Origin of the sequence: Mesorhizobium sp. M0938 (assembly GCF_040319125.1) — a bacterium.
Taxonomy (GTDB): domain Bacteria; phylum Pseudomonadota; class Alphaproteobacteria; order Rhizobiales; family Rhizobiaceae; genus Mesorhizobium; species Mesorhizobium robiniae.
This window is the reverse complement of the sequence record NZ_JAMYNS010000007.1, coordinates 134,339-153,068: the sequence shown is the minus strand read 5'-3', so window position 1 is coordinate 153,068 and position 18,730 is coordinate 134,339. Positions and strand designations below refer to the sequence as shown.

Here is an 18,730-nt window from a genome sequence, read left to right as displayed (position 1 = left end):
AACGTGTTCGACGACATTGAGATGGCGTCCACAAGACTCTGGGCTTTTCGTTTAGGTTAGCGCCACCATCGGGCCCACTTCCATTCGATGGGGTCCCCAAGGCGTCCGGTTTGCCCGAGCCCATCAGCCCACTGAAGAAAGGCCGCGACCTTAGCCGCCGGAAAATCATACTCGTATCCCGGGCGGCCGATAGCAAAGTGAGCGAATTGCTGGGGGAGCTGAGGTGCCTGATCACCCCAGTACTTGAAGTTCATCGACAGCAGGACTTTGTCGGTCGTGCCGGTATCACGATTCAGGTTCTTTTGGTTGGCTACGGCCCCATGTTGGCTATGCCTCGAGTCCGCCTGGATCCAGGGACTACCTGGATTTGCACGATGGTAGATATTGTCCCCGAAGCGCACTTTGAAGCTGCCGCTCAGCACCGGGCGCTTGGCTAAAAATCTTGGATCACGCCAGTACGCATCGAAGCTGGTGATCTCATCGACCCGCATTAGGAAGACCGCTCGGTCAGCAAGGCCGCGCTTCGATGGTCCGGTCCCAAGAACCCAATCACCCACGTTGGCCTTTTTTCTTAGGCCGGGTTTGCAGGTGGCCAAGCTGCACACCCCGTAGAATGGATTGGGCGCAAAGCCGTGATCCCAACGCACGACGTACGAAAACAGCACCATGGTCGTTTAGCCTTTATGGCGGGGCGTCTTCTGGACCGCGCGTTTGGTGCCGTCAGGCTCTTTCCAGATGCGTTCCTTTTCGATGACGGCCTTCTTCACGCTTTCAATCGTTGGTTCGACCACCGCGTCGCCCTCACGGTCGAGCGCAGCCGGAATACCAACGCCGCCGCCTCCGGCAGTCTCGTCTAGCCAGATCCCAACGATGCGCTTGTTGGTCTTCTTCGCGTAGTCAGTAGCGGCCTCGTAATCCGCGCTGTCCGTTTCCGGGCAGATCAGAACGACAACGACATCACACTGGTCAATACAAGCCTCAAAGCCCGCGATCGTTTGCTTGTCATCACAAATCAATTCGCCACCGGCATCGACGATCATTTTCTTGATCGCGGCAATTTTCTGTTCCCGGCCCGGAACAGGGAAAACGTAGGCCTTTACTTTATTGAATTCCAATCTAGCCTCCGAATACATGAAAATGTGATTCGTTTTTTGTTTCTAGCAATCTTTTGGTCAGAATGTAATACGCCAGAATAGAATGCCCATATATAGAAACATCAGTTTTGCCACGGCGGCGAGCGCGAGGGACTTGCTAGCGCTGGGTGCGGACATTTCAGTTCGCGGAAAGCAAACCAAGGAGCTGATCGGGCGGGTGACGCAGATTGAGCGCCCGCTTGAGCGATACCTGTTTGTCCCGAATAGGCTCAACGATGTCGTTGCCCAGTTCGCCGAAACCCTATGGGTTCTGGCTGGTCGTGATGACGTCGCCTGGCTGGAACGCTACCTCCCTCGCGCGCCGGATTTCTCTGATGACAAACGGGTGTGGCGGGGCGCCTATGGTCCGCGGCTGAGGAAGTGGGCGGGAATTGACCAAATTGACGAGGTCCGCAAGCTGCTTCTGGCCGACCGAACAAGCCGGCAGGGCGTGATGATGCTTTTCGACCCGGCGCGCGACTTTGTCGCGTCCGTGGATATTCCATGCAACAACTGGTTGAGCTGGATCATCCGCGACGACCGACTTCATCTCAACACTGCCCTGAGGAGCAACGATCTCTGGTGGGGCTTTTCGGGCATCAATGCTTTCGAGTGGAGCGTTTTGCACGAAATGCTCGCCCACTGGGTCGAGGCCGATGTGGGAGAGGCTCAATTCGTAGCTGCCTCGCTACACCTTTATGACAACCACTTCGAGCGAGCGTTAAAGGCGGTTGAAGCCTTTCATGGGTTGAGCCCGTACGACTACAACATCGACCGGGCGAGGTTCGGCACCTCGTGGGAAGAATTTCCTGCCAGAATGGCACGATGGTTTGAGCTCGAGGAGATGATCAGAAACAATCCGAGCCGCTCTATCGGCAGCTATGGCGAGGTCGGCGATCCGCTTCTCGATAGTGCTCTGACTTTGATTCATTTTAAGTGGGCCGCGGCAGTCTGGGACTACGAGCGCATTGCTCGGGAGCTAACCGCATTGCCAGCAGTCGACTATGCCGCTGCGTTGTTCGAATTCTTTGGCCGACAGTTCCCTGAGTTGCTGCGCGAGGCTGCTCAACCTCCGATCGCCGAATTCTTTGCCGCCGTCGAAGCCCAATTCGCAAGTGTCGACGATGACGCGTTCAAAAACGCGATCAAGAAGCTCCATGCGGTGAAGGATCGGGCGTATGGCGCCGCCTGGAAGCGGCGCGGCGAGCTGGTGAGCGTTCTTCCCAATATCGCCCGCAAGGTTGATCGGCTCGACACGCTTTCCACGACTGGGTTGGAGATGAGCGGAGAATCTGCCCTCGATACCGCGATAGACTTGCTCGTTTACACCCAAAAGTACCGCCTCAAACTGGCGGAGGAGCTGGCGCCTGGCACTTTGTTGCCAGGAACTGCGCCGACACCGCTGAGCGACCATGAGGCTAATTTCGATGCGCTCATTGACCAGACGGACTTTCCGCCGATCCAACGAACACAAAAAGCCGTCATCGACGAGATCCTGAGCACGTTCGAGAACTGCTGGACCCGCGCCGAAGCCAAGGCTTGGCCGACGGAAAAACTTGAGCTGGCCTCGGCGCTGGTGAAGTCATCGGCCGAACTTGTCGGCCAGATTGTGACCCGCGATCGTTTGGCGGTCACACAATTTCTACACGCTGGCATAAACTGATGAATCTTTCCGACGTCGAGAAGCTCAAGACCAAGCTTGCTGAGACGATTGTCGCGCGAGACCCAGGCGTGAAAGTCGCGATCGTTGGCTGGACAGCGATTGCTTTCGACATCGCAAGCTCAGCCGCTTTGCGATCAGGCGGTGTAGAATTCCTAGGCATTTTCGCCGCCGGCGGCACCGGCGGGATACATGACCTCTCGGAGCTTGCCGGCCAGCACCCGGATATTGTCGTCATTGCCGACGACGCCGGCAAAGAGCCTCTACTCGCGGCCGTTGCCCTACTCGTGCCGCCAAAAACCAAGATACTCATCGGCGGCTTCGGCCACTTCGAGTTTCGAGACGAGCTGTTCGATAGTGCTAGGAAGGAGCTCTTCATTCCTTCCTTTGCGAACGGCTATCGTCATTGCCTGGTGCACATCTACCAATGCCTCAAGAATGCTCATAATCGTGGGCTTGAGGGCGTTGTCGCCGAATTTGGCATGTTTAAGGGCGGCACCACGATGCTGATCTCGCGCTTCATCGAGCAGCTCGGGGCAGACTGGAAGGTCTTTGGCTTCGATACCTTCAAGGGATTCCCCGACAAGCGCAGTCCGTTGGACATGTATGCACATCCAGACTGCGTATTCCTAGATGTCGATATGGTTCGCGCTGTCTTTGCCAAGCGGAACGTCGAAGTGGTCGAGGGCGACGTGGTCAAAACGGTCTCAAAGCTTGCTGACCAGGCCCTTGTGCTTTCTTTCGTGGATACTGACAATTTCTCCTCTGCCCAGGCAATTATCCGTGTCATAGCAGAGCGCACGCAGGTTGGAGGGGCGATCATCTTCGACCATTGGACGGGACATGATCGACATATCGACACGATCGGTGAGAGGATTGCCGCCAAGTCTCTCGCTGCCGACCCCCGCTATTTTAACCTCCACGGCACCGGTGTTTTCATGAGGCAGTCATGACCAAGTCCCCGAACAACTTCGTCCGCCGTTCGACACCGCAGCAACGCTCAAGCGTTTATGAGCTTTACTGGACCTTCGCATCACGCCGCCAGGCAGCATTCGAGAATAGGCTATCGGGACAGAGCTGGCCGTGGACTTCGGATCCAATCCTGCGGACCTTCAAGTTCTGCAATGTTTTTCGCGCCGCTGATCGTGTGTCGCAATTCATGATCCGCGACGTCGCCTATGGCGATGATCCGACGACGACCGCGCTGGATCGCGTCTTCCAGATCGTGGCTTTCAGAACCTTCAGCAATATCGAGACGTGGCGCTCGCTGACAGCTTGGCTCGGCGGCGCACCTCGGCTTGAGCACCTGCGATCAGGCACCTTCGAACAAGGTCTAGATCATGTGAAGGCAGTCAATGGAGGGCTTTACACCGGCGCCTTCATTCTGTGTGCGAACAAGGCGTTCGGCTTTGACGAGAAGCACCGCAACCATGTTGCCCTTTTCAAGCACATGTTCCTAGAACACGCATGCGCAGAGCGGGTCCTTCAAGCGCCGGCGATCGAGGACATCGTCGCGCTTTTGCAGGGTTTCCCGCTGATGGGGCCGTTTATGGCCTACCAGACCGCGATCGACATCAATTATTCGGATTTGGTCGACTTTAGCGAAAATGACTACACGCAGGCTGGTCCGGGAGCACTGCGTGGTTTGAAGAAGGCCTTCACCGATATGGGTGACTACTCGCCGGCTGACACCATCTTGTGGATGGTGGAACAGCAGGAGCGTGAGTTTGATCGCCTGGGCTTGGCGTTTGACGGACTTTTTGGCCGCCCGCTCCATGCCATCGACTGCCAGGGCCTGTTTTGTGAGCTGGACAAGTACTGTCGAGAGGCGGTTCCAGAGCTTACGAGCGCCCGCAGCCGCATTAAAGCCCGATACAGAGGCTCTGCCGAAGACATCGTGCTTTTCTTCCCGCCCAAATGGGGCATCGCGTCTCCGGCGGTGATGCCGGGCGGGTCACCTTTGGCTTCTGGCCAAGCCACGTCAGCGAACCGACCTGTTGGGCGGCCACACGGAAAGCCTAGCGAAAATGATCGGGCCAATCGCGCCATCGCGGATCTCTTCGCCTGAGTGATTTTCGGGTTCTATTGGGACGCCAACTGCGCATTTCGGTCTCCCAACGTCCCTTGTGTTGCAATGGCTGAGTGGGACGCAGAGCTGCCATTCAGAATCTGACGTGTGGGCGTCGCCTTCCGGTCAAAAGCGGCCATCGCGGACAAACAAGCACCGACCGCCCACCACCGCTTCGCGCTTCTCCTGCCGGTTGGAATTGGCGCCGGGCACAAGGTCGGCTGAAATCGACGCTTGTGTCTGACATCGACCAGAGACCAACAAAGCGCCGCGCTTTTTTCACCAAGCGGTCGCAAAAGGCCCGCGCGGTTCGTCCTCTGACAGAAGGAGAACACCATGAGAAAACTCATCGTCACCGAATTCATCAGCGTCGATGGCATTGCCGAGGTCGAGAAGCTGCCCGGTGTGACCTGGAACGATGAGATGAACAGGTTCAAGGAGGACGAGCTTGCCGACAGCGGCGCCATGCTGTTGGGGCGCACGACCTACGAAATCTTCGCCGGCTCCTGGCCTGAGGAAACCGGAGACTTCGCCGACCGGTTCAACGCGCTGCCGAAATATGTCGCCTCGACCAGCCTGAAGGCGCTCGACTGGAAACCGGCAGAGCTGCTGAAGGGCGCCTTGCCGGATGCGGTCAGGGAACTGAAACAAGGCAGCGGCGGCAACATCTATGTGCATGGCAGCCTGAGCATCGCGCAGGAGTTGCTGCGCCACGGCCTGGTCGACCGCATCAGGCTGCTTAGCTATCCCGGTGCCGTCGGCCAGGGCAAGACGCTGTTCCCGCCCGGCGAGCAAGTGCCGCTCGAGTTGATATCGGCCACGCCCTTCAGCAGTGGCGTTTGAGTATGGGGCTGGGATGGGGAAGGCGTGAGGCGCCGATGACAGCCAATCTCCCCCACAAGCAGGGCTATCGCCTACGGGTAAGTACCCCTCACCGTTCAAGCCTCTGCGGCCGTCCTCGGCCAAGCGCGCCGTCGGCACGGGCCTGCAGGTAGGCGTAGATGTCGTCGATATAAGGGGCGACGTTCGGGTCGTCGGCGAAGCCCTTCATGACCGAAGGACCGGTGCGCACGCCGTCGCGAACGTTGCTGCGGAAGACTCCGATACTGGGCAGCCGGTCGACAAGCGCCGAGGCGAAGGTCGAGCCCATGCCGTCGGGGCCATGGCAGTGATTGCAGCTGCCATGGTAGCGACGGAAGCCGTTATAGGTTCGCGCATCGACCTTGCCGCCGACAATTTCGTAGAACTTGCCCGTGGCCAATTTGCCCGTGGTCAGGTCAGCTTGCGAAGAGAAGCCGGCGCCGACGGTGAAGACGACGACAGACGGGAGGACAAGCCATAGGGACATCGTCTGTCGCCCACGTTGCAGCCTCATCCAGCACCGCCGCAACGCGCGTGCAGCTGAAACATTCGATCTTGGGTCACTCGACCTTGGGATCACGCGACTTTGGATCACTCGGCGGGGGTCATCAATCGACGGCGGACTTTGGAGTAGCAACCACGATCCCGTCTATCGGATGCGGGCTGACAACAAGCTTGCCGCCGACACGCGAAATCTCGAGGATCTGGTCCGACTCTCCCAGCTTGCCCGGCACGGAGAGTGCGACCGTCTGGTTCTCGGTCAGTGTCGCCACGAAACGCACGGGCAGGCCCGCCTCGCCCTGCGCGATTGTGGTGACCACCCGATAGCCGTCCTCCTGCGGCGTGTAATAGACGACACCAAGGAAGCCGGCGAGATCGATGCTTTCGGCCTTCATGGCCCCAAGCTCGCCGCCATGCGCTGGTATCGCCGCCATGCAAAATACTGCAAAAGCAATGTACCTATACATAATGCTGCTCCATCCCGAATTGGCCGGGTCGAACCCCGGCTCAAGGTTTCAGCAATAGACGGTGGCGCGCCGAGACAATCGGCGCACACAGGAAGAATTCTTGATTAGTCCCCCCGGCTGCTTCGCAGTGGCGACGGCCCACGAGCCGGGAACGGCGCTGAACCCCACTGGTCGTCAAAGTCAAGTGTGACCTTTTCTTCTTGGCGCGAGTATTTCACCGCCCGGTTGCTTGCGCATCCCCTGTTTGGGGGAGATAATCCGAATTTAAGCGATCGCTAAAGTTTGGAGAGGCGAGAGCACCTGTGAGAGCGCGCGGCTTTCCGCGTCGGAGCGCTGTCGACATGCGGGGGGCCGTCGATGGCCAAGGCATTGTCGAACCATGAGCTGTCGAAGCTGATCGGCTCGATTTACGATTGCGCACTCGACCCGGAGCGATGGGAGGACGCGCTTGCCGGGATCAGGGATGCGCTCAACGCGCAGACTGCGGTCCTGCACCTTGACGACCTTACCAACGACCGGCTGCTGATCTCCAGGACTGTTGGGATAGAGCCATACTGGCAGGAGCAGCAGGCGAAACACATCCCCGAGATTCACGCCCGGCTGCGCGAGGATCTCTCGACGTGGCCTTCCCTCGATATGCCGCATGTGGTCTCACGCCATGTCCCTCAAACCTATCTGGAGACCTCCCGATATTTTCAGGAGTGCCTGAAGCCGCAAGGTGTGGTCGACATCATGTCGTTCTTCCTGATCCACACCCCGACCCGATTTGCCGGCTTCGCCGTTACCCGGCATGAGCGGCAAGGCATCATCACCGAGCGCGAAATCAAGCTTGGCGGATTGTTGCTGCCGCATGTCCGTCGTTCTTTGATAATCAGCAACATGCTCGACATCGGCATGATCGAGCGCGCACGGGTGGCCGAGGCGCTCGATGCGCTCACATGCGCCGTGGTCCTCACCGACGAGCGTGGCGCCCTCCTGCACGCCAACCATTCGGCCAAGCGCATGCTGCGGAGCGGCGCCCCGATCCAGGAAGTTCACGGCATTCTGCAAGCGCAGATCCCGTCGGCTTCCAAGGAGCTTCACAGCGCCATCATGCTTGCGGTTCAGGATGCGGCAAGCATCGGCAAGACAGGGCTTGCCGTCCTCCTCACCGAACCCGGCCTGCCGCCCGTCTTCGCCCGCGTGCTGCCGATGCCCGGCGGCGATCTGCGCGCCGGCATGGAACCCGCGGCGGCAGCCGCGGTGTTCATCGGCAATGCACTGGACGAGCGCGACGCCGCCGACATGCTGGCGACAGCCTTTGGGCTCACGCTGGCCGAGACCCGCGTGCTCGCCAGCCTTCTCGCCGGGCACACGCTGGCCGAGACCGCCGCCAGCCTTCACATTGCCAGCACGACAACGAAGACGCATCTCGACAATATCTTCCAGAAGACCGGCGTCTCCCGCCAGGCCGATCTGATGCGCCTTGTCATGCAGATCGTTCCGCCCGCGGGGCAGCCCGTTCCCTGAACCGTTCACCGCTTTGGATACAGGTATCCAACACCGCGGATCGTCTTGATCAGGTCCGGCTTGGCCGGGTCCTTTTCGAGCCGGCGGCGCAGCCTGGTAATGCGGCTGTCGATGCTGCGGTCGAAGGGCTCGTCGCCCCTGGGCGGCGCCAGATCGAGCAATTCGTCGCGGCCGATGACCTGGCCGGCCCGGGTGGCGAAGGCCGCCACCAGATCGAGCTCCATCGGCGTCAGCGCAATGGCCACGCCGTCAGCATCGATGAGGTTCCTCGCGCGGGCGTCGAACGCATAGGTTCCGAAGGCGAAATGCCCGGCCGGCAAAGCGTCGGCATCGTTCGGCCCTTTCGGCCTGCGCCTGCGCAACACCGCGGCGATGCGCGCTTCCAGCTCGATCGGCGCGAAGGGCTTTGCCAGATAGTCGTCGGCGCCGACCTCGAGGCCCGCCACCTTGTCGAATACCGAATCGGCGCCCGTCAGCATCAGAATGCCGGTGTCGTGATGCTCGCGCAGCCAGCGGGCCAGGCTAAAACCGTTCTCGCCCGGCATGTTGAGGTCGAGAACGACAAGATCGGCTTTCGCCGCCGCGATCGCCTCGCGCAGTTCGGCGCCGCCGGACGCCGTGCGTATGCGATAGCCTTTCGCCTGCAAATAGTCGGCGATCATGAATACCACGTCGGTCTCGTCGTCCACGACAATAATGTCGGCCATGCGTTTCCCCCGCGGCGAGCGACGCCGCAAACCTACAGGGCGCATCAACCCCGGGTCAATCGGCCCGTCTGCTGCCGCTTCCGGGCGGGCTCGACACAATTGAAACAATCCAAGCCGGGAAACCCGGCTCACGGCATCATCGTGAAACATCCCGCGGCTAGTGTCGAAAGACGTCGGGCGGGTGGCCGGCAGGCCGGCTTGACAGGCCGCGGGCCGTTCAGTCCACTGGCCCGCACGGGAACAGCAACCGTCGTGACGGCGCATCCGTCTGTGGAGACCTCGCCGTGCCGACCTCCTCCAAGCTGTCCAGCCATTACGCATCGTTGATGGCGGCCTGCGTTTTGCCGCTCCTCGTGCTTGTCGCCGGCATCGGCCTCTACCAGTCCTACGCCCTGCAACAGTCGCTTCTACCCTATGCGTTCATTTTGCTCGGGTTGCTTATCTCGGTGTTCGCTTTGCACAGAATGCTTCTGAGAGAGATCGTCGGTCCGGCGATCTCGCTTGTCGACCATGTGCGCTCCGGCGCCGCCGGCGAAACCACCGACAAACCAGGCACCGCAATCAAAACCTCGGCGCTTTGGCGGCCCTGGATCGACATGGCTTCGAGCATCTTCGCCGAAAACCGCAGGGCGCTGCGCGAACTGGCCGACAGCGAGCAGCGCTATCGCAACGTTGTCGAGGCACAGACGGAATATATCATCCGGGTCGCGCCGGATGGGCGCATGAGCTTTGCCAACGACGCCTACTGCCGTCTTGTCGGCAAGACGCGCGAAGAGTTGCTGAGCCCGGACTGGCACTATTTCAACTCGTTTTCCGCCGATTTCGGTAGCTTCGACGAGATCATCGGTCGCGTCACCCCCGAACGGCCTGTCTGCGAAGTGGAAGAGGCCGGCGCTCTGAGCGATGGCCGCGAGGTCCATATCCATTGGACCGATCGCGGTATCTTCGACAACAGCGGCAAGCTCATCGAAATACAGTCCATCGGTCGCGATGTTGCCGAGCAGAAGCTCGCCCGTCAGGCACTGGAGGCCAGTGAGCAGCGCTATCGCAGCGTGGTCGAGCTGCAGACCGAGTTCGTCGTCCGGATGTCGCCGGAGGGCCATTTGAGCTTTGTCAACGACGCCTATTGCCGGGCGTGCCGGATGACGCGCGAACAGCTTCTCGACCCGTCCTGGTGCGAACTCGATGTGCTGCCGCCCGACGAACGGCGCCGGTTCCTGGACCACCTTGCCCGCCTGACTCCGCAAGCGCCGGATGCCAGCATAGAACTTGTCAATGCGATGCCGGATGGCGCGCGCCGATGGCTCGCCTGGAACGATCATGGCATTTTCGACAGCGACGGGCGCCTTGTCGAAGTGCAGTCCGTCGGCCGCGATATCTCCGACCGCGTCCTGGCCGAGCAAGCCAGAATTGAAGCCGAGAAACTGTTGGCCGAAAGAGAGGCGCAGTTTCGCGCCATAGCTGAAGGCGTGCCGCTGCCGATCACCATCTCGGCAATAGAAGGCCCCGAAATCCTGTTCGTCAACGAACCGGCGCGCAAGACGCTCGGCATCGAGGTTGGCCAGACCGGAGCCGAAGCGACGGCGACCTGGGAAGATCTCTCGCAGCGAGACGATCTCATGCGGCTTTTGCTGAGAGATGGCATCGTCGATGCATTCGAAGCCGGCATGACCAATATGCAAGGCTCGAGAATGGATACGCTGGTTTCGGCGCGGCTGATCACGCAGGCCGGCCGTTCGGCCATGCTTGCCGCCGTCACCGATATAACCCGCCAGCGCGAAGCCGAGGCGGAGATCGCCCGCCAGCGCGAGACGCTGTACCAGTCGGAAAAACTCTCCGCCCTCGGTTCGCTGCTGGCCGGCGTGGCGCATGAGCTCAATAACCCGCTTTCGGTCGTCATCGGCTACAGTTCGATGCTGAAGGAATTCTCGACGGACAAGGTAACTGTGGGGCGCGCCGACAAGATCCACGCGGCGGCTGAGCGATGCTCGCGGATTGTCCGCACCTTTCTGGCGATGGCCCGCAAGAAGCCGCCGACCAGAGGCGCTGTCGACATCAATGAAGTCGTCGCCGCTTCGCTCGAGCTCGCCGCCTACAGCCTGCGCTCGGCCGGCGTCGAGATCCGCACCGAGCTGGCGGAACCGCTTCCCAACATCTGGGGCGACAGGGACCAGCTTCATCAGGTGATCACCAACCTTGTGGTCAATGCGCAGCAAGCTCTGCTGCAGGTCCCGCACCCGCGGCGGCTGACCATCGTCACGTCAGGGGAAGACGATGCCGTTGAAATTGTTGTCGCCGACAATGGTCCAGGCATGCCGGAAACGGTGCGCGCGCGTGCTTTTGAGCCTTTCTACACGACCAAGATGGCCGGTGAAGGCACCGGGGTCGGACTGTCCGTCTGCCAGGGCATCGTGACGGCTCACGACGGCAGCATAGAGCTGGATTCGACGCAGGGCGGCGGCGCACGCTTCACGGTTCGGCTTCCGAGCGGCAGAGCCGAAATCGTTGCTCCGCCCGAAGCTGCAGGCAAGATGCCGCCTGCCCCATCGGCCGCACGAATTCTGGTGGTCGATGACGATGCCGACATTGCCTCGATGATCGCAGAAATGCTCCGCCGCGACGGCCACGATGTCACCATCGCCGACGACGCGAATGCCGCCCTCAAGGCTGTGCGTGAGGATGGGATCGACCTGTTGATCAGCGACATACGCATGCCCGGCCTCGACGGCCCCGGCCTTTACCGCGCGCTGGAGCAACTGCGCCCCGGACTCACCCGTCGGCTGCTGTTCGTGACCGGCGACACGCTGGCGCCCGAGATCGACCGCTTCATCGGCGAAACGGGCGCGCCGGTGATCGAGAAACCGCTCGATCCGCAAACCTTTCGCAGGCTGGTGATGGAGCGCCTGAGGGCGATGGAGACCAGCGCAATGGAAGAGGCTAAAGCGTGACAAAACAGAAATTGCTCATCGTCGACGACGAAGCGCCCTTGCGCGAGATGCTGTCGGATTACCTGCTCGCGCACGGCTTCGATGTCCGTTCCGTTCCGGATGGAACGGGAATGCTGACCGAACTCGACCGCTTTGGCCCCGACCTGGTCATTCTCGACGTCAATCTCGTCGGTGAAAGCGGCTATGACCTCGCCCGCGAAATCGCCAAACGCAGCCGCGCCGGCATCCTGATGCTGACCGCCGTCGGTGACCTGCCGCATCGGCTCGAAGGTCTTGCCGCCGGGGCCGACGACTATATGGCCAAGCCGTTCGAGCCGCGCGAACTTCTGGCGCGTGTCAGGAGTGTCATCCGGCGCCTTGGCGAGGAAGAGCGGACGCCGGAAAACCGCATCCGTTTTGGCGGCTGCGTCCTCGATATGGCCGGCCGCACGATGGTCGACCCGGACGGCGCCGACGTGCAGTTGACGTCCATGGAATTCGACCTGCTATGCGTGTTCGCGCGCCACCCCCGGCAGATATTGTCGCGCGACCAGCTGTGCAGGCTGGCCCACAACCGCGACCTCGAGCCGGGCGACCGAAGCATCGACATCCGCATCACGCGGCTGCGCAAGAAGTTCGAGACCGAACCCGACGCGCCGGTGGTCCTGGTGACGGTTCGCGGCGAAGGCTATGTCTATGAGCCTGCTCACGACGAAGGCCGGCGCCGCTAGAAAAAGGGCGTTGCCAAGAAAGAAGGGGCTTGCGATCCAGCGGGCTACCGGTCATCGCGCCTTATGCGACAGACCTGCACGCTTGCGAAATTCCCGTCGCAGGCTTCGCACGGTGTCCCGCACGACCGGCACGGTCCAGCGCGCGGTCATCGTTGCGATCAGCAGACCGGCAACCGGATCGACGAAGCGGGCGATGATCGTGCCTTCCCAAATCAAGGCTGTTGCGAGCGATGCGGCGATAAGCAGGTTCGACGAAAGCTTGTCCGAGAACAGGCAGATTTGCGCGCGGGCCAGCGCGGAAGCGGCAGCATTGTTGCGGGCCTTCCACCGGCGCAGGATCCAGAAATTGATCGCCGCGTAGGCCCCGTTCAGGCTCATGGCGAGAACAATGCCGGGACCGTGGGGTTCGACGCCGCCGACGGTGATCCGCTGGATGGCGATGCCGGCGACGACTGCCATGGAAAAGCACATGCCTGCGGCGGCCAGCCCATTGACTAGCGTCTCGGCCAGGGCTGCTCGCCGCTTGTTCATGCCCAGTTTCTTGCTGCCGCCAGCCACAACCATGACTGAGACCAGCACCAGCATGTCCATCAGCGTCAGGGCGAGATCGGCACGGATGGTCAGCGACGTGGATGTCGCCGCTGCATATGCGGTCAGCAGCAAGCCCGGGGTGCCCGCCAGCACCGCCAGACGTGCAGTCCGGGCCGCCTCGCCGGTCGGTTGGCCATTGGTTTTTCGCAAAGCTTGCATCGCCAGAAATCTCCTCGTTCTGGCGTCACCAATGGCGCAGGGGTGTTGCGCGGATTTGCCGATTTGCCGGCTGAAGGTTTCCTTTGTGTCGTCGCGCCGTGCGCATCAGGCGCAGCGCCCGAGGGATCGCAACAAATGAAACAATTCGGACGGATTTCGGCATTCGTCCGAAACAGTCGGGAGCGAAAACCGCGCCATGGAGCGAACCCGACGGGACGGCTCCGCTGATAAACGAAAAAGGAAATCAAGATGAATCGCTTCAAGACTTACCTGGCTGCTGCCTCGGCAATGGCCTGTCTCGTCGCACCGGCTATCGCGGCGGGTCCGATCGGCGCGAACGGCAAATCGCTGAACGGCCTGCAGAACAACTCACTGACCAGCAACTCGCTGACCAGCAATTCGTTGACCAGCAACGGCCTCGGCGTCCTTGCGCTCAACGGTGTGCATGCTGACCGCATCGTTCTGGCGAAGAGTCTCGCTCCGGCCGGCAAGTCCATCATCGACCCGAATGTCCGCTCCATCGTCGACCCGAACATCCGCGGTCTGCCGGCTGTCCAGCACGGCAGCGGCTCGGTGATCGACCCGAACATCCGCGGCTTGCCGGCTGTCCAGAAGGACAATGTCCGGTCATCGGCTGCTGGTAAGAAAAGCAACGGCCTTCCGTCTGGCCAGCACGGCACCGGCAGCGGCGCCGGGACCGACCATGACCGGCCATCCCCTTCGCCGAGGCGTTGATATCCGGCGTCCGTGATCAATGGAACGGATGGCGTTGTGCCCTCCGTTCTCATTGGCCGCGCTTCATTCGAATGATATGCCGTCAGGAGCCAACAATGTCAGCCCACAGAAATCGCTTCGCCCAGATTGGCCGCCACGCATTCGTCGCGGTCGGCGTAGCCATTTCCAGCACGGCCGCGGTGCCTCTTGCCCAGGCCGGGACCGAACAAGCGATCGGTTCGATCTCCGTTGTCGGCACAAGGTTCGAGGTGACGATGCAAGATGGTCGCATTGTCACTCAGGAGTACCTCGTCGGCGCCGTTCTGACGATTGGTGACGGACAGGACCGGATGCCGCTGCGCATCGACGCGGTCGAGATCGATCCGAGGAATCCGGATGGCGGGGTCATGCTCTACGCCATGTCGACGCTCGACCCGGCAAGCGGCGCATGGCGCAACATCTGCGAACCGGACATCGAAGGCCGGCGCATGGGTTTTCCGCTTGCCGGCACCTGGACGCAGGACGGTCGCCATCTGCCGTCCGACACGGCGTTCAGCATTACCTGCACCGGCGGCGCCCAGGCGAAATGCGTGCGCTTTGGATATCGCCCCTGGGAAAAATCGCCGGACGGCACGTCGCTGTGGGATCATCATCAGGCATGCACCCGCATGATCCGCGCCGATTATTGCGGCGATGGCGTCGGCCATACCCGCAACGGGACGCCGATCGTCATCTATGATCGCAAGGGCATTCAACAGGACGAGGCCGCGCCTGATATGTCGTTCGAGGCGGCGTGGGGTGCCGACGGCGCGCTTTGCGTCAGCCGCACGCGAATACCCGACGTGCTGACGATGGAGGGACTGGCGGCGGCCTGCCCTGATGTGCGGCAACAGCCACAGACAGCGGCGTGCGAAAGCGATGCCGCGGCGCTGATCCTCAACCGTTCGATCGACCCGCAAACGGCTCACTCCGCGGCGGAATAGTCATGCCGCGGAGAGTTTGTCGGCTTGCGCTCGTTCCATTGAGGCCAGCAAGCGTCAGACTTTCCGCGCCGCCCCCGCCTCCACCTGCTTGGTGCGCTTGCCCGTGTCGGCTTTGGCCCGCGCCTCCACCGCCTTCTCGATTTCCCGCTTCAGTTCGTCCTTGATCGCTACTGTTTCGGTCATCAAGGCGTCGATCTTCATGAAATCGAGCACGCGGTATTTCGATACTGCCGGGCGGACCAGAATGTCGGGCCGGCTCTGCATCAGCTTGCTGGCGATAATCGACTGCATCATCAATTGAGTTGCGCCGAACATCAGGTCGACGGAGGTCGGGTATTTGCGCCCGCCTTCGGTCGGCGCGCCGACGACGTCGACGGCGATGATGATGTCGGCGTCGAGCTCGATCAGGTCAAACGGCACCGGGTTGTAGATGCCGCCGTCGATCAGCAGCGTGCCGTCGCGCATCACCGGGCGGAACACCGCAGGAATAGCCGCCGAAGCGGCCAGCGCCGAGTGCAGGTCGCCCTCGTCGAGCACGGCCAGGCTATGGCCGAAGAAATCCGTCGCCGTCACCTTCAGCGGTATGGACAGTTCGGCGAAGGTTTCGGGAATGGCGTCGGGCAGGAATGCCTTGAGGATGCGTTCGACATTGAACTGGCTGACCCGCAGTCCGCCTTGCAACACCTCGGCGAAGGTGCCGGGCCGTGCCCGCCACATACGCGTCGCCACCTCGGCGCGGCGGCTGAGGATCGAGCGCGTATAGGCGTGCATGTCCTTGCCTGTCATGCCCGATGCCATGCAGACGCCCATGATGGCGCCGATCGACGAGCCTGATATGGCGACCGGTCGTATGCCCAGCTCGTCGAGCGTCTCGATGACATGGATATGCGCCAGCCCGCGCGCGCCGCCGCCGCCAAAGGCGATGCCGAAGCTCGGGCTCATTCCTTTTTGGCCTCGCCGGGTTTCGGCCCGACGACCATGATGGCCGGCTCGGCGGACAGCAGCTTTTTCGCCGCCGCCTTGACCTGATCCAGCGTCACCCCGTCGATGAGGGCGGCGCGGCGCTGCATGTAGTCGATGCCGAGCTTGTCGAGCTGCAGTTCGAGCAGCGTTGCGGCGATGGCGCCGGAGGAGTTCAGATTGTTGATGGCATAGGCGCCGATCATGTATTGCTTGGTCGCCGCCAGTTCCGCTTCGGTCGGCCCCTCCTCGGCCATGCGCCTCACCACTTCGCGCACGACGGCCAGCGTCTCCGTTGCCCGGTCCGAGCGGGTCGCCGTGGTGATGGTCAACGCGTTGGCATGCTGGTGGTCGACCAGGTCGGAACTGACGCCATAGGTGAGGCCGCGCTTTTCGCGCACCTCGTCGAACAGCCGCGAGGTGAAGGCGCTGCCGCCGAGGATCTCATTCATCAGCGCCGCGGCGAAGAAGTCCGGCGCACTGCGTTTGACGCCGGGATAGGCCAGCTGCAACGAGGTCTGCGGCTGGTCGTAATTGACCTCGAGCTGCTGGTTGAGTTTCGGCTCGATATCGGCGACCGCGCCGAGGGCCTGGTGTGCCGGCAGGTCGCCGAAGACCATGTCGAGCTTGTTCTTCAACGTTTCGGCATCGATGGCGCCGACGACCGCCACATGCAGCCCGTCGCGGGCGAAGTTCGCCTTGTGAAAGGCGATGAGATCGGCCGGTGCGATCGTGGCGATGCTTTGCTTGGTGCCCTGGTCGGGTCGCGCATAGGGATGGGTGCCGTACAGTGCTTCCAGCCATTTGCGCTGGGCGACCGTGTCGGGGTCAAGCTCGTTGGCGATGATGCCTGACAGCACCTGGGCGCGGATGCGGTCGATTGGCGCCTGGTCGAAGCGCGGCTTCGTGACCGCCAGCCGCAACAGCTCGAACGCCGCGTCCCGCTGCTCGGCCAGCATGCGCATCGAGCCGTAGGTGCCGTCGCGCGCCGCTTCGAAGCTCATCTCGGCGCCGACGTCGTCCAGCTTGATCTGAAAAGCCTCGCTGTCGAGATCGCCGGCGCCCTCGTCGAACAGCCCGCTCATCAGATTGGCGAGCCCCTCCGTCCCAGCCGGATCCTGCGTCGTGCCGCCGTCGAAGACGAAGCGGATGGCGACGAGCGGCACGGAATAGTCTTCCACCAGCCAGGCGGTGATGCCCTTTGGGGACGTCACCTCCTGGATGCTCATCGCCGCGCGAGCTGTGAGTGACGGCAGGATCAGGAAGAACAGGGAGAGGAGCAGGGTGACCAGAGGGGTGGTGACGCGCGCGGTTTTCCCTTCTCCCCTTGTGGGAGAAGGCAAGATCGGGCGGCGCATGAAGTTCATCATCAAATCAATTCCCTGCCTGTGTCTGCGGCAAGAGATAGCCTAATGTCGAATGGTTGAGATTGAGATAGCGCGCGGCAACCGCCTTGACTTCGTCGGCGGTGACCTTGCGGATGCGGGTCGGCCATTCCTCGACATCCCTGACGCTGCCGCCGGTGGCGAGCGTCGCCCCGTAGATGTTGGCCATCGAATCCTGCTTGTCGCGGGCGAAGATCATCGAGCGGACGAAACGATCCTTGGCCTTCTCCAGCTCGTCTGACGCGACGCCGTCCTTGGCGATGCGGGCGACCTCGACCTCGACCGCCGCCTGGACATCGGCCAGCTTGGCGTCGCCGCGCGGCGCGCCATAGACGGTGAAGTTGGTGGCATCGAGCATGGTGCCCTGAAAGAAGGCGCCGGCCTCGGCGGCGATGCCTTGCTTGACGACAAGTTGCTGGTGGAGCCGGCTGCGGCTGCCGCCGCCGAGGATCTCTGCCAGCAGGTCCAGCGCTTCCGCTTCGCCCGGCTTTGCAGTGTGGTAGGAGGGAACCACCCATTGCGTCGAAAAGTTCGGCACGCTGACACGCGCGTCGGTGAGCGTCACGGTGCGCCTGGTGTTCTGCTCGGGTTCGACCGGACGGATGCGCGGCGGCAGATCTGGACCGCGCGCGATCTTGCCATAGGTCTTTTCGGCCAGCGCCTTGACCACTTCCGGCTCGACATCGCCCGCCACCACCAGCACGGCGTTGTTGGGCGTGTAATATTTGTCGTAAAATGCCTTGGCGTCGGTGCGGTTCAGCTTCTCCATCTCCTGCATCCAGCCGATCACCGGAATGCGATAGGGCTGGTTCTGCCAGAGGGTGGCATCGATCTCCTCGCCGAGCACTGCCTGCGGATTGCTGTCAATGCGCGAGCGGCGTTCCTCGAGGATGACGTCGCGCTCGGTGGCGATGACATCGTCGTTGAGGATGAGGTTGCGCATGCGATCGGCCTCGAAATCCATCATCTGCTCGAGCGCCTGCGGCACCACCGTCTCGTAAAAGGCGGTGTAGTCATAGGAGGTGAAGGCGTTGTTGGAACCGCCAATGGAGGAGACGGCACGGTCGAACGCGCCGGCCGGATGATTGGTCGTTGCCTTGAACATGAGATGCTCGAAGAAATGGGCGATGCCGGACTTGCCCGGCGGCTCATCAGCGCTGCCGATCTTGTACCACACCATATGGGTGACGATCGGCGCACGGTGATCGGGGATGACGACGACCTCCATGCCGTTGTCGAGCAGGAAGTTCGTTACCTTGCCGTCGTCCGGCTTGGTGTCGGCCAGAACCGGGCCGGTCATCACGAGAGCGAGCGCCAAGACCGTTCCGCGCAGCCATTCAGCCTGAGATGTCATTAATGGCTCCGGTTATCATG

The 18,730-nt window shown here is 61.7% G+C and carries 18 protein-coding genes; 9 read left to right on the top strand and 9 right to left on the bottom strand.

The window, feature by feature from the left end:
- Positions 1-56: 56 nt before the first annotated feature.
- Both NKH73_RS14805 and NKH73_RS14800 read right to left on the bottom strand, forming a co-directional pair.
- A complete protein-coding gene (locus NKH73_RS14805; RefSeq protein WP_352932621.1) occupies positions 57-668 on the bottom strand; it encodes an Nmad2 family putative nucleotide modification protein in 612 nt (203 codons plus the stop codon).
- A gap of 6 nt (positions 669-674) precedes the next feature.
- Positions 675-1,115 (bottom strand): TIR domain-containing protein, encoded by a 441-nt coding sequence (locus NKH73_RS14800; protein WP_352932620.1) that lies wholly within the window; start codon positions 1,113-1,115, stop codon positions 675-677.
- A gap of 82 nt (positions 1,116-1,197) precedes the next feature.
- Here NKH73_RS14800 and NKH73_RS14795 point away from each other — a divergent pair, with 82 nt between their 5' ends.
- The 4 genes from NKH73_RS14795 (at position 1,198) to NKH73_RS14780 (ending at position 5,704) form a co-directional block, all read left to right on the top strand.
- Positions 1,198-2,796, top strand: a complete 1,599-nt coding sequence (locus tag NKH73_RS14795) for a thymidylate synthase (protein WP_352932617.1) — start codon at positions 1,198-1,200, stop codon at positions 2,794-2,796.
- Positions 2,796-3,746, top strand: a complete 951-nt coding sequence (locus tag NKH73_RS14790) for a TylF/MycF/NovP-related O-methyltransferase (protein WP_352932615.1) — start codon at positions 2,796-2,798, stop codon at positions 3,744-3,746. The genes NKH73_RS14795 and NKH73_RS14790 overlap by 1 nt, the downstream gene beginning before the upstream one ends.
- Positions 3,743-4,861, top strand: coding sequence for a nucleotide kinase domain-containing protein (locus NKH73_RS14785; protein ID WP_352932614.1), 1,119 nt, complete (start codon positions 3,743-3,745; stop codon positions 4,859-4,861). The genes NKH73_RS14790 and NKH73_RS14785 overlap by 4 nt, the downstream gene beginning before the upstream one ends.
- 336 nt (positions 4,862-5,197) lie before the next feature.
- Complete coding sequence (locus tag NKH73_RS14780; protein ID WP_352932612.1) at positions 5,198-5,704, top strand: dihydrofolate reductase family protein; 507 nt, start codon at positions 5,198-5,200, stop codon at positions 5,702-5,704.
- Positions 5,705-5,792: 88 nt separating this feature from the next.
- Here the strand turns inward: NKH73_RS14780 and NKH73_RS14775 are convergent, their stop codons facing one another.
- Positions 5,793-6,209 (bottom strand): cytochrome c family protein, encoded by a 417-nt coding sequence (locus NKH73_RS14775; RefSeq protein ID WP_352932610.1) that lies wholly within the window; start codon positions 6,207-6,209, stop codon positions 5,793-5,795.
- A gap of 121 nt (positions 6,210-6,330) precedes the next feature.
- Complete coding sequence (locus NKH73_RS14770) at positions 6,331-6,657, bottom strand: hypothetical protein (protein ID WP_352932608.1); 327 nt, start codon at positions 6,655-6,657, stop codon at positions 6,331-6,333.
- A gap of 390 nt (positions 6,658-7,047) precedes the next feature.
- Between NKH73_RS14770 and NKH73_RS14765 the strand changes: the two genes are divergently transcribed.
- Positions 7,048-8,199 (top strand): helix-turn-helix transcriptional regulator, encoded by a 1,152-nt coding sequence (locus NKH73_RS14765; protein ID WP_352932607.1) that lies wholly within the window; start codon positions 7,048-7,050, stop codon positions 8,197-8,199.
- A 5-nt stretch (positions 8,200-8,204) separates the two neighbouring features.
- Here NKH73_RS14765 and NKH73_RS14760 read toward each other — a convergent pair whose 3' ends face one another.
- Positions 8,205-8,906, bottom strand: coding sequence for a response regulator (locus tag NKH73_RS14760; protein WP_352932605.1), 702 nt, complete (start codon positions 8,904-8,906; stop codon positions 8,205-8,207).
- Positions 8,907-9,190: 284 nt separating this feature from the next.
- Between NKH73_RS14760 and NKH73_RS14755 the strand changes: the two genes are divergently transcribed.
- Complete coding sequence (locus tag NKH73_RS14755; protein WP_352932603.1) at positions 9,191-11,854, top strand: hybrid sensor histidine kinase/response regulator; 2,664 nt, start codon at positions 9,191-9,193, stop codon at positions 11,852-11,854.
- The gene (locus NKH73_RS14750; protein ID WP_352932601.1) at positions 11,851-12,564 is read left to right on the top strand and encodes a response regulator; all 714 of its coding nucleotides are present in this window, start codon (positions 11,851-11,853) and stop codon (positions 12,562-12,564) included. The genes NKH73_RS14755 and NKH73_RS14750 overlap by 4 nt, the downstream gene beginning before the upstream one ends.
- Before the next feature lie 51 nt (positions 12,565-12,615).
- Here the strand turns inward: NKH73_RS14750 and NKH73_RS14745 are convergent, their stop codons facing one another.
- Positions 12,616-13,314 carry a cation diffusion facilitator family transporter gene (locus tag NKH73_RS14745; protein ID WP_352932599.1) on the bottom strand — a complete coding sequence of 233 codons (699 nt, stop codon included), beginning with the start codon at positions 13,312-13,314 and terminating at the stop codon, positions 12,616-12,618.
- Between the two features lie 249 nt (positions 13,315-13,563).
- Between NKH73_RS14745 and NKH73_RS14740 the strand changes: the two genes are divergently transcribed.
- Complete coding sequence (locus NKH73_RS14740) at positions 13,564-14,049, top strand: hypothetical protein (RefSeq protein ID WP_352932597.1); 486 nt, start codon at positions 13,564-13,566, stop codon at positions 14,047-14,049.
- Positions 14,050-14,144: 95 nt separating this feature from the next.
- Complete coding sequence (locus NKH73_RS14735) at positions 14,145-15,011, top strand: ADYC domain-containing protein (RefSeq protein WP_352932595.1); 867 nt, start codon at positions 14,145-14,147, stop codon at positions 15,009-15,011.
- 54 nt (positions 15,012-15,065) lie between these two features.
- Here NKH73_RS14735 and NKH73_RS14730 read toward each other — a convergent pair whose 3' ends face one another.
- From NKH73_RS14730 to NKH73_RS14720, 3 genes are read right to left on the bottom strand one after another with little or no spacing between them, the layout of a single operon-like run.
- A complete protein-coding gene (locus NKH73_RS14730) occupies positions 15,066-15,953 on the bottom strand; it encodes a patatin-like phospholipase family protein (RefSeq protein WP_352932594.1) in 888 nt (295 codons plus the stop codon).
- The gene (locus NKH73_RS14725; protein WP_352932592.1) at positions 15,950-17,341 is read right to left on the bottom strand and encodes a M16 family metallopeptidase; all 1,392 of its coding nucleotides are present in this window, start codon (positions 17,339-17,341) and stop codon (positions 15,950-15,952) included. Before NKH73_RS14725 ends, NKH73_RS14730 begins: the two co-directional genes overlap by 4 nt.
- A gap of 4 nt (positions 17,342-17,345) precedes the next feature.
- The gene (locus tag NKH73_RS14720) at positions 17,346-18,710 is read right to left on the bottom strand and encodes a M16 family metallopeptidase (RefSeq protein ID WP_352932591.1); all 1,365 of its coding nucleotides are present in this window, start codon (positions 18,708-18,710) and stop codon (positions 17,346-17,348) included.
- Positions 18,711-18,730 lie beyond the last annotated feature (20 nt).

Excerpts from the sequence above, each read along its gene's own strand:
- NKH73_RS14740 (WP_352932597.1), top strand. The coding sequence starts at position 13,564 with ATGAATCGCTTCAAGACTTACCTGGCTGCTGCCTCGGCAATGGCCTGT.
- NKH73_RS14735 (WP_352932595.1), top strand. The coding sequence starts at position 14,145 with ATGTCAGCCCACAGAAATCGCTTCGCCCAGATTGGCCGCCACGCATTC.
- NKH73_RS14720 (WP_352932591.1), bottom strand. The coding sequence starts at position 18,710 with ATGACATCTCAGGCTGAATGGCTGCGCGGAACGGTCTTGGCGCTCGCT.
- NKH73_RS14765 (WP_352932607.1), top strand. The coding sequence starts at position 7,048 with ATGGCCAAGGCATTGTCGAACCATGAGCTGTCGAAGCTGATCGGCTCG.
- NKH73_RS14805 (WP_352932621.1), bottom strand. The coding sequence starts at position 668 with ATGGTGCTGTTTTCGTACGTCGTGCGTTGGGATCACGGCTTTGCGCCC.
- NKH73_RS14770 (WP_352932608.1), bottom strand. The coding sequence starts at position 6,657 with ATGGCGGCGATACCAGCGCATGGCGGCGAGCTTGGGGCCATGAAGGCC.
- NKH73_RS14730 (WP_352932594.1), bottom strand. The coding sequence starts at position 15,953 with ATGAGCCCGAGCTTCGGCATCGCCTTTGGCGGCGGCGGCGCGCGCGGG.
- NKH73_RS14785 (WP_352932614.1), top strand. The coding sequence starts at position 3,743 with ATGACCAAGTCCCCGAACAACTTCGTCCGCCGTTCGACACCGCAGCAA.
- NKH73_RS14760 (WP_352932605.1), bottom strand. The coding sequence starts at position 8,906 with ATGGCCGACATTATTGTCGTGGACGACGAGACCGACGTGGTATTCATG.
- NKH73_RS14795 (WP_352932617.1), top strand. The coding sequence starts at position 1,198 with ATGCCCATATATAGAAACATCAGTTTTGCCACGGCGGCGAGCGCGAGG.
- NKH73_RS14780 (WP_352932612.1), top strand. The coding sequence starts at position 5,198 with ATGAGAAAACTCATCGTCACCGAATTCATCAGCGTCGATGGCATTGCC.
- NKH73_RS14725 (WP_352932592.1), bottom strand. The coding sequence starts at position 17,341 with ATGATGAACTTCATGCGCCGCCCGATCTTGCCTTCTCCCACAAGGGGA.
- NKH73_RS14745 (WP_352932599.1), bottom strand. The coding sequence starts at position 13,314 with ATGCAAGCTTTGCGAAAAACCAATGGCCAACCGACCGGCGAGGCGGCC.
- NKH73_RS14790 (WP_352932615.1), top strand. The coding sequence starts at position 2,796 with ATGAATCTTTCCGACGTCGAGAAGCTCAAGACCAAGCTTGCTGAGACG.
- NKH73_RS14775 (WP_352932610.1), bottom strand. The coding sequence starts at position 6,209 with ATGTCCCTATGGCTTGTCCTCCCGTCTGTCGTCGTCTTCACCGTCGGC.